The sequence below is a fragment of the Bartonella sp. ML70XJBT.G genome, assembly GCF_028618575.1.
Lineage (GTDB): Bacteria > Pseudomonadota > Alphaproteobacteria > Rhizobiales > Rhizobiaceae > Bartonella.
Window position 1 is genome coordinate 1 of the sequence record NZ_JAQITA010000035.1, and the last position, 8,052, is coordinate 8,052.

At 42.1% G+C, this 8,052-nt stretch carries 8 protein-coding genes and 2 pseudogenes; 8 read left to right on the forward strand and 2 right to left on the reverse strand.

Translation table 11 applies throughout. The annotated features are described in order from the left end of the window. The 8 genes and pseudogenes from PVV64_RS09460 to PVV64_RS09495 all read left to right on the forward strand — a co-directional run. On the forward strand, positions 1–2,870 hold a 2,870-nt coding region (locus PVV64_RS09460), incomplete at its 5' end, for a hemagglutinin repeat-containing protein (RefSeq protein ID WP_273760766.1). Beyond that, positions 2,867–3,280 (forward strand): hypothetical protein, encoded by a 414-nt coding sequence (locus PVV64_RS09465; RefSeq protein ID WP_273722212.1) that lies wholly within the window; start codon positions 2,867–2,869, stop codon positions 3,278–3,280. The genes PVV64_RS09460 and PVV64_RS09465, both read left to right, overlap by 4 nt. Further along, positions 3,268–4,140 carry a hypothetical protein gene (locus PVV64_RS09470; RefSeq protein WP_273760767.1) on the forward strand — a complete coding sequence of 291 codons (873 nt, stop codon included), beginning with the start codon at positions 3,268–3,270 and terminating at the stop codon, positions 4,138–4,140. The genes PVV64_RS09465 and PVV64_RS09470 overlap by 13 nt, the downstream gene beginning before the upstream one ends. Next, a complete protein-coding gene (locus PVV64_RS09475) occupies positions 4,137–4,544 on the forward strand; it encodes a hypothetical protein (protein WP_273760768.1) in 408 nt (135 codons plus the stop codon). The genes PVV64_RS09470 and PVV64_RS09475 overlap by 4 nt, the downstream gene beginning before the upstream one ends. 12 nt (positions 4,545–4,556) lie before the next feature. Continuing rightward, positions 4,557–5,321, forward strand: a complete 765-nt coding sequence (locus PVV64_RS09480) for a hypothetical protein (protein ID WP_273760769.1) — start codon at positions 4,557–4,559, stop codon at positions 5,319–5,321. Then, positions 5,318–5,716 carry a hypothetical protein gene (locus tag PVV64_RS09485; protein WP_273760770.1) on the forward strand — a complete coding sequence of 133 codons (399 nt, stop codon included), beginning with the start codon at positions 5,318–5,320 and terminating at the stop codon, positions 5,714–5,716. Before PVV64_RS09480 ends, PVV64_RS09485 begins: the two co-directional genes overlap by 4 nt. Positions 5,717–5,975: 259 nt before the next feature. Continuing rightward, positions 5,976–6,830 (forward strand): annotated as a pseudogene (locus tag PVV64_RS09490) (filamentous hemagglutinin); the annotation flags it as partial. Beyond that, positions 6,827–7,228: a hypothetical protein gene (locus PVV64_RS09495; RefSeq protein WP_273760771.1), complete on the forward strand. Its 402-nt coding sequence runs from the start codon at positions 6,827–6,829 to the stop codon at positions 7,226–7,228. The pseudogene PVV64_RS09490 and the gene PVV64_RS09495, both read left to right, overlap by 4 nt. A 220-nt stretch (positions 7,229–7,448) precedes the next feature. Here PVV64_RS09495 and PVV64_RS09500 read toward each other — a convergent pair whose 3' ends face one another. Next, on the reverse strand, positions 7,449–7,649 hold the full coding sequence (locus tag PVV64_RS09500; RefSeq protein WP_273760772.1) for an AlpA family transcriptional regulator: 201 nt from the start codon (positions 7,647–7,649) through the stop codon (positions 7,449–7,451). A 208-nt stretch (positions 7,650–7,857) separates the two neighbouring features. Continuing rightward, a pseudogene (locus PVV64_RS09505) lies at positions 7,858–8,052 on the reverse strand (integrase); the annotation flags it as partial.

The window sequence follows — 8,052 nt, forward strand, 5'->3', positions numbered from 1 at the left end:
ATCATAAGAGCCATTCAGAAACCCATGAAACCGGTTTTGGTGTTGGTTCAGGCAAGGGCTTTGTGTCGATATATGGAAGTGAATCCAAGACAGAAAATGAGGAAAGCTTTGAACATCAAGGCTCTTCGTTCAATGGAAAAAATATCACTATCACCGCTACAAAAGAAGATGTGAACGTGGTGGGTTCTAACTTTATAGCGAGCGAAGATATTAAGCTTTCGGCAGCCCATGATGTGAACGTTTCACCTGGTCACAATAGTCATAGCGCAAACTCAAAGGAAGAACGCACAGGCTTTGGCTTTCAGTTTGAAAAGAATAACAGTGGTGCCTCTATTGGTGTTGGGGTTGCGGGCGCTAAAGATACGGGCGATCAATGGGAAAAGACCAATACACCGTCCAATTTCCACGCAGGCAATGATGTGCAGATTAATGCCGGCAATGATGTAAATTTACAAGCGACAAATGTTTCGGCAAATCGTGATGTCAATATTGATGCTGGCAATAATATCACACTATCGGAAAGCTATAATACCGCTAATACACAAGAAAAACATGAAAAGTTTTTTGCCGGTGTGACGACCACTGTCGATATTGGTGTTCTTGGCACGGTACAAGGGCTAAAAGATTCAGCAGATCGCATGAATAATAAAGATGGAAACGGTAAAGTTGGTAACGCTATACTAACCGGCCTCAAAATCAATCACCTCTTTAATACAGGCAGGAATTTTGTTGATTGGTTGGGTGGCAACACGGGGGAAAGAGGGAACATAACCAAAGGATTGAGCAGTTCATTAGGAGGGTTGGGGGGCTCCACCAAGGATGTTCTTGCCAATATGGCTGGTGCATCTGGCAGTGTGAGCGTGGGCTTTAAGACAGAGAAGGCAGAAGCCACTTCTCAAGGCTCCAATGCGGTAACAGATACCATAGAAGCTGGGCGTTCTATCAACATGAACGCGCACAAAGGAAATATCCATGGTGTTGGAGCGGATATAATCGCTGGCACAAACCCGATTTATGCGCTGGAAAATGATACACAGAGCGGGAATATTACCTTGAGCGCAGGACAAAATATCATCTTTGAAAGTGCAAAAAACACGCAAAGCACACAAAACAGCAGTGAAAGTGCTTCCATGAGTGTTGGCACCGGTTATGGCACGGGTGGCGCAGGGGCAACGGGTAGTGCTGCTTTTAGTCAAGGGGAAGGCTCCAGTGAGGAGGTACACCACAAGAACAGCCATGTTGTGGGTACCGGAACAGTTCATACCAGCAGTGGAGGGGATACTACATTGAATGGTGCGGTATTTTCTGCAAACCGTGTAGAGATGGGTGTTGGTGGTGATCTCACCGTAAACAGCCGCAGTGATACGGGGCAAAGCTCTAGCAAGCAAAATTCTGTTTCTGTTGGCTTTGGTGCTGGAGCAACGGGAGGAGGAGGTTCCATGAGCGCCTCTTTCCAAAAGGATAAATCCTCTAGCGATTATCACAGTGTTGTGGAGCAATCAGGTATCAAAGCGGGTGATGGCGGCTTTGATATCACTGTTGCAGGGGCAACCACGCTCACAGGGGGGCTTATTGCCAGCAGTGCGCCGGCAGACAAAAACAGCCTGACCACAGCAAGCATTAGCACCAGTGACATCACCAACAGCGCTCATGCGCAAGCCAGCAGCCAAGGGCTTAGTCTTTCTGGGAATGACACGGTAAAAAACATTGTCAAAAATGTTTTAAACCATGGTAAAGCCAAAGATAATGCAGAAGGGGAAACCAAATCCGCTATCAGTGATGGCACCATCATCCTAACGGGTGAAGGCAATCAGAGGGCGATGGGGCAAGATGCTGGACAAATCATTGGCTCTCTCAACCGCAACACTGCAGCAGCCCACCAGGCTGTAGCACCGATAGACGCCACACCGCTTGAGGCAGCCGTGCATAATCGCTTAGACATGATCAATGATTTATCCGATGAAGGATTTGGTTACCTTGATAAAATTCATCAAATTACAGATGTCAAAGAACATCCCATAGGAGAGGTTGCGCATGATGCAAATGGCAATGTCCTCTATTTAACCGATGAAAATGGAAAACCTATAAAAGACAGCGATGGAAAAAATATTGCTCTGTACCACTTTTTAAAGTCAGAGGAGGAAAATCATTTACAAAAAGGCTCTGATGGCGCTGTTTATATGTTCTACAATGGCATTTTTAATTCCCCCGATGAAGCAGCGGGTAATGCTGTCCAAATGGCTGTTAATAACAATGGTCACCTTTATTTTACCTATCACCCCGAAGCTAAAGACAAGTTAGTAGAGATAGGGATAGCGATTTATGAGTATTTTGGGGGATGGAGCAATTCGAGTAAGAAGTTCCAAGATTTTATCACTCGTTATGGCAATGAGGAAGCGATTGTGAGTGCGCATAGCCGTGGTAGCTTAACAGTAGGCAATGGACTGCGTGACTTTGAAGAACGTGGCATCCACGGTCTTGCCGAGAAAACAGATATCTATCTTTATGGACCAGCTGATAACTCACTATCGATAGCGAATGCACACTATTATGTGAGTGATGGTAAAAAAGATCATATTTATTTACAAAACCATTTCTTTGATCCCATTGGTACAGGAATTGGTCATAATCTACCGACAGCTTATAAGGTGCCCTTGAAGCTCCCCTATGTATTATTTCCACCAGCAATTGCAATAAAAGAGCAAGGGAGTGCGCTACGTGGCCATAACCCTACTACCACCCATAAGTGCTATGGTGATGCGAGTGATGCGTGTAAAAATGCTTATGGAACACTTCATAATGTAAAAATTTATGCACCTCATGCGATTTTAGATAATTTAGGTTTAGGTTATTTATGGAGAAAAAAATGAAGAGATTGTTTAAATTATTGAGTGGGTTTATTCTGTTAAGTATTGCTGGATGTGACATATCAAATATTGACAAACCTTCTCCAGCATACGTGAGTATGTGGGAGAAGCCTGGTGCAGACTTTACTGAGATAGGAAAAGCCCTTTTAGAATGTGGCATGCCGAGCCTTATCGATCCTGATAGAGAAAATAGAGAGAGAAGCAACAATGCAAGAGCAACAACTTATGCTTGTATGATTCAATCAGGATTCCGCTATAAAGATGAACATGTGGGTGGGTGGTGTTATACATTTAAAGAAGAAAACCTCCCCATTTGTCGTCCAGGTGCTGTTATTCCCAAGCGCAGTGTTGAGAAGCGCTTAAACAGCCCTTATTGTAAAAGGTATAAAAATGCGGATGAATGCCAACCTTAAGTCTTGCTTGTGATGGAAACAATCCCCACAGCCATGTGTCCTCTTGCCTGTGCGGGATTGTTCCTTTCATTTCATTAACACCAGAGCAAGAGAAGCATTTACAAAAAGGCTCTGATGGCGCTGTTCATATGTTTTACAATGGCATTTTTAACACATCTGATGATGACGCGCGTTATGCTGTTCAGTTTGCTGATAATGAGCATGATCCCCTTTATTTTACATACTTTCCCAAAGCTAAAGATAAGCTAGTAGAGTTCGGGGTAGCAATTTATGAGTACTTTGGGGGATGGAGCAATTCGAGTAAGAAGTTCCAAGATTTTATCACTCGTTATGGCAATGAGGAAGCGATTGTGAGTGCGCATAGCCGTGGTAGCTTAACAGTAGGCAATGGACTGCGTGACTTTGAAAAGCACGGCATCCACGGTATAGCAGAAAAAACAGATATTTATCTTTATGGACCAGCGGATCATGCTCAATCGATAGCGAATGCATTATATGTCGTAAGCGATGGCAAAAATGATCATGTTTACTTACAAAGCCATGCATCTGACCCTATTAGTACGTTGTTTGGTTACAATGCACCTACTTTTTATAAAGTACCTTTAAGTCTAGATGTTTCACTTTTGGAGAAAGGTATAAAAAATCCTTTATATATGACGCTGTTTGTAGGAAACAGTTTATTGACTACAGCAACCTCTCCATTGATAGAGGGAGGGAGGGCGTTAGGCGGTTATGATCCTAGTCCCCATAATTGTTATGGTGATGCAAGTAAAGAGTGTAAAACTAATTATGGAACATCTCCTACTAAACAAATTCATTCAATTTATTCGACTTTAGATCATTTATGGAATAAAAAATGAGACAAATTTTAAAATTATTGAGTGGTATAGTCCTATTAAGTGTGACAGGATGTGACATATCAAAAATTGACAGCAGTCCTCCAGAGTACGTGAGTATGTGGGAGAAGGCAGGTGCAGATTCTACTGAGGTAGGAAAAGCCCTCTTAGAATGTGGAATGCCGAGCCTTATTGATGCTGATTCAGAAAATAGAAAGCTTAGTGTTAATGAGGATGCAACAATTTATGCCTGCATGGTTCAATCAGGATTTCGCCATAAAGGGAGAGGGAACTGGTGTTATACATTTAGAGAAGAAAATCTTCCCATATGTCGTCTTGGTGCTGTTATTCCGAAGCGAAGTGTTGAGAAGCGCTTAAACAGCCCGTTTTGTAAAAGAAGCCCAGTACAACCTGAATGCCAACCTTAAGTGCTGTTGGTAATGATCAACAATCCCCACAGCCATGCGTCCTCTTGCCTGTGCGGGATTGTTCCTTTCATTTCATTAACACCAGAGCAAGAGAAGCATTTACAAAAAGGCTCTGATGGCGCTGTTCATATGTTTTACAATGGCATTTTTAACACATCTGATGATGACGCGCGTTATGCTGTTCAGTTTGCTGATAATGAGCATGATCCCCTTTATTTTACATACTTTCCCAAAGCTAAAGACTGGGAGGTGGAGCCCATGATAGCGGTTTTTCAGAAGATTCTGGAAGGTAAACTTTTTTTTGGATTAACCAATTCGACCAAGAAATTTCAGAATGCGATGTCTCTCTATGGCAATGATGGATTGCATATTGATGCGCACAGCCGCGGTAGCTTGACAGTAGGCAACGGGATGTATGACTTTGAAAAGCGTGGCATTCACAACATAGCAGGCAACACGAGTATCAATCTTTTTGGTCCTGCTTATAATGCTCAATCGATGGCAAATACGCTCGATTATTTAAGTGATGGCAAGCAAACCTCTGTCGGCTTGGAAAACCACGCATATGACTTTGTTGGTGTAAAGTTTGGTGGAAATCCTGCTACTTTTGATAAGATCCCTTCAGGGAGTAGTCCTGGGAACGAGGCATGGAGAATATTTACGACTTATCCTACTGTCCACGCTTGTTATGGTCATGCGAGTGATGTGTGTACATCGTTCTATGGTTCATCTCATCGTATACAAATTAATTCAATTCAACCATGGAGCAAGAAATGAAATACATCTTAAAATTATGGAGTGTGCTTGTTTTGTTTATTATAGCTGGATGTAATTTTTTTAAGCCTTCTCCTGGATACATATATATGTGGGAGAAGCCCGGAGCAGACTTTACCGAGGTAGGAAAAGCCCTCTTAGAATGTGGCATGCCGACCCCTTATGATGAGGATCCAGAAAGCAAAGAGCAGAGTATCAATGCACAGGCAACAGTTCATGCTTGCATGGTTCAATCAGGATTCCATTATAAAGGGAGAGGGAACTGGTGTTATACTTTTAAAGAAGAAAACCTTCCGATTTGTCGTCCTGGCGCTGTCATCCCACAGAGAAGTGTCAAGAGACGCTTAAACAGCCCTTTTTGTAAAAAGCATCCAGAACAATATGAATGCGAGCCTTAAGTTTTGCTGTTTGTGATAATCAACAATCCGCCATTCTTGCCTTCGCTTGAAATGACGGGATTGTTTTCTCAATCTAACATCTCAATATTGTATGTAAAGCAATATGGCGTAGAATGTACTTAGTAATCCTATAACCAGGTTGCGATACAGGACGGTTTTTGTTATCATCCAAGTTGATGAGTTTGAGAAAGCCTTGTCCATCCTTATGTGACAAGGTTTTTTTATGCCGCGTCAGTTTGACGTTGCTGTTTTGCTTGCTCACAGCGATGAGTCCTATAAAACCATGTTTATTAAAGAACATCCTCTCGCTGTGGTTGACCGTGATGAATAGGGCAACATAATCTATAAAAAAGACGAAAATGGACAGTATATCAAAGACGCCCGTGGACAACCAATTCCTAAGTTTCATTATTTAACGGAAGAAGAAAAGCAGCATTTGCAGGAAGGGGCTGATGGCAAGGTGCATGTGTCCCTCAATGGCATCTTTACACCACCAGAGGAAGCCGCTGTTTATGCAGAGCAACATGCCAAGGATAAAAATGTACCGCTTTATTTTGTTGTGTTCCCAGAAGCAGATTCTGCCATCTCAGAACTTCTGGTAGCAGGTTATCAGAAGTTTCTGGAAAATAACTTTTGGGGATTGACCAATTCCACACAAGAAGCAAAAGATCTGATGTATAATTATGGGCTTACAGGGTTAGAACTTTATGGCCATAGTCGTGGGACCATGACATTGGGGAATATGCTGAATTCTTTCAAACAACAAGGTGTGCATGGTATAGCGAATGAAAACACGGATATCAATTTCTATGGACCCGCCTTTAATGTTTTGTCTGCAGCCGGTCTTATAAGTTATGTGAGTGATGGCAAACAAACCACTGTTGGCTTTGATGGGCATAAATATGACTTTGTCAGCAGAGTGATTGGCGGCAATGATTATACTTACGAGACAATACCTGCTGGCAGTAACGCTTGGAAAGAAGCATGGAAAATGTTCACAGACCCCAACAGTGTCCATACTTGTCTTGGAAACGCGAGTGATATGTGCCAAAAGCAGTATGGCACATCTCATCGAGAACAAAGACCTTTAAGTAAATCAAGGAATAAAAAATGAAACAAACTCTAAAGTTATTAGGTGCTATAACTCTGTTGAGTATCACTGGATGTCAGTTTAATAAAACTCCCACATCTTCTATAGGGGCATGGGAGAAGCCTGGTGCAGACTTTACAGAGATAGGAAAAGCCCTCTTAGAATGTGGCATGCCAACCCCTTATGATGTCGATCCAGAAAACAGAAAGCGGAGCTATAATGAAAAGGCAACAACTTATGCTTGTATGGTTCAAGCTGGTTTTCGTGATAAAGCAGGAGGAGGAACTTGGTGTGAGAATCATAAAGCCGAAAACTTGCCGATTTGTCGTCCAGGCGCTGTGATCCCACAGAGAAGTGTCAAGAGACGCTTAAACAGCCCGTTTTGTAAAAAGCATCCAGAACAATATGAATGCTATCCTTAAATCTTGCTGTTGATGGAAAGTACAATCCCCACAGCATGTGTTCGCATGTCTATGGGGGGGTGTTGCTTCCATTTCCATTTTAGCATTGTTTGTGGAGCAATATGACAACAAGGAATACACTTACTAATTCTATAATGTTGCGTTACAGAACGGATTTTGCTATTCATTCTTTGGATGAAAATGGAAAGCCTTGTCCGTCCTTACGTGACAAGGTTTTCATTTATGCGACGTCGTTATAACGTTGTTGTTTGGCTTGCTCTATGGCATTCAAAAGATCCGATTGTAACCAACGCGATAAAAAACCAAATTTTAAAGGCTTTGGTAAAGAGCCATTGGTCACATGACGGCGGAATGTTGAAACACTCATATGAAGCAATTTTGCACTTTCGCGGTCTGTTAAAAGAATATCGTTTTCTGTCATAATAATTTCCTTTCAGAGTAAAAAATGGGAACAAATCATAAGTATTTATTAACCATATTTTTGAATCACTGGAAAGGTATTTAGTCTATAAAAAACAGTGTTTTATAATAGTTTCTCTGATGTGATAATTTATGAGTCTCATTGAGAGAGAATGAGAGAAGAGAGAGATAAAGTTATCCACAGATCATGGGGTATTGCACCCCATATCTTAAGATTGACCTGTGACATAAGCCGCCCATTTATCCATATAGACACGGCGCTGTTCTAAATAGTCAGTACGACGATAGGAGCGCTCTACTTGTCCTCCTACCGTATGACTTAAAATGGTTTCAGCGATCTCATAGGGGACATCGGTTGTTTCAGCAAGCCAATCACGTAAACTAGAGCGAAATCCATGGGGACA

Coding starts and splice junctions, on each gene's coding strand:
- PVV64_RS09465 (WP_273722212.1), top strand. CDS start 2,867: ATGAAGAGATTGTTTAAATTATTGAGTGGGTTTATTCTGTTAAGTATT.
- PVV64_RS09470 (WP_273760767.1), top strand. CDS start 3,268: ATGCCAACCTTAAGTCTTGCTTGTGATGGAAACAATCCCCACAGCCAT.
- PVV64_RS09475 (WP_273760768.1), top strand. CDS start 4,137: ATGAGACAAATTTTAAAATTATTGAGTGGTATAGTCCTATTAAGTGTG.
- PVV64_RS09480 (WP_273760769.1), top strand. CDS start 4,557: ATGATCAACAATCCCCACAGCCATGCGTCCTCTTGCCTGTGCGGGATT.
- PVV64_RS09485 (WP_273760770.1), top strand. CDS start 5,318: ATGAAATACATCTTAAAATTATGGAGTGTGCTTGTTTTGTTTATTATA.
- PVV64_RS09495 (WP_273760771.1), top strand. CDS start 6,827: ATGAAACAAACTCTAAAGTTATTAGGTGCTATAACTCTGTTGAGTATC.
- PVV64_RS09500 (WP_273760772.1), bottom strand. CDS start 7,649: ATGACAGAAAACGATATTCTTTTAACAGACCGCGAAAGTGCAAAATTG.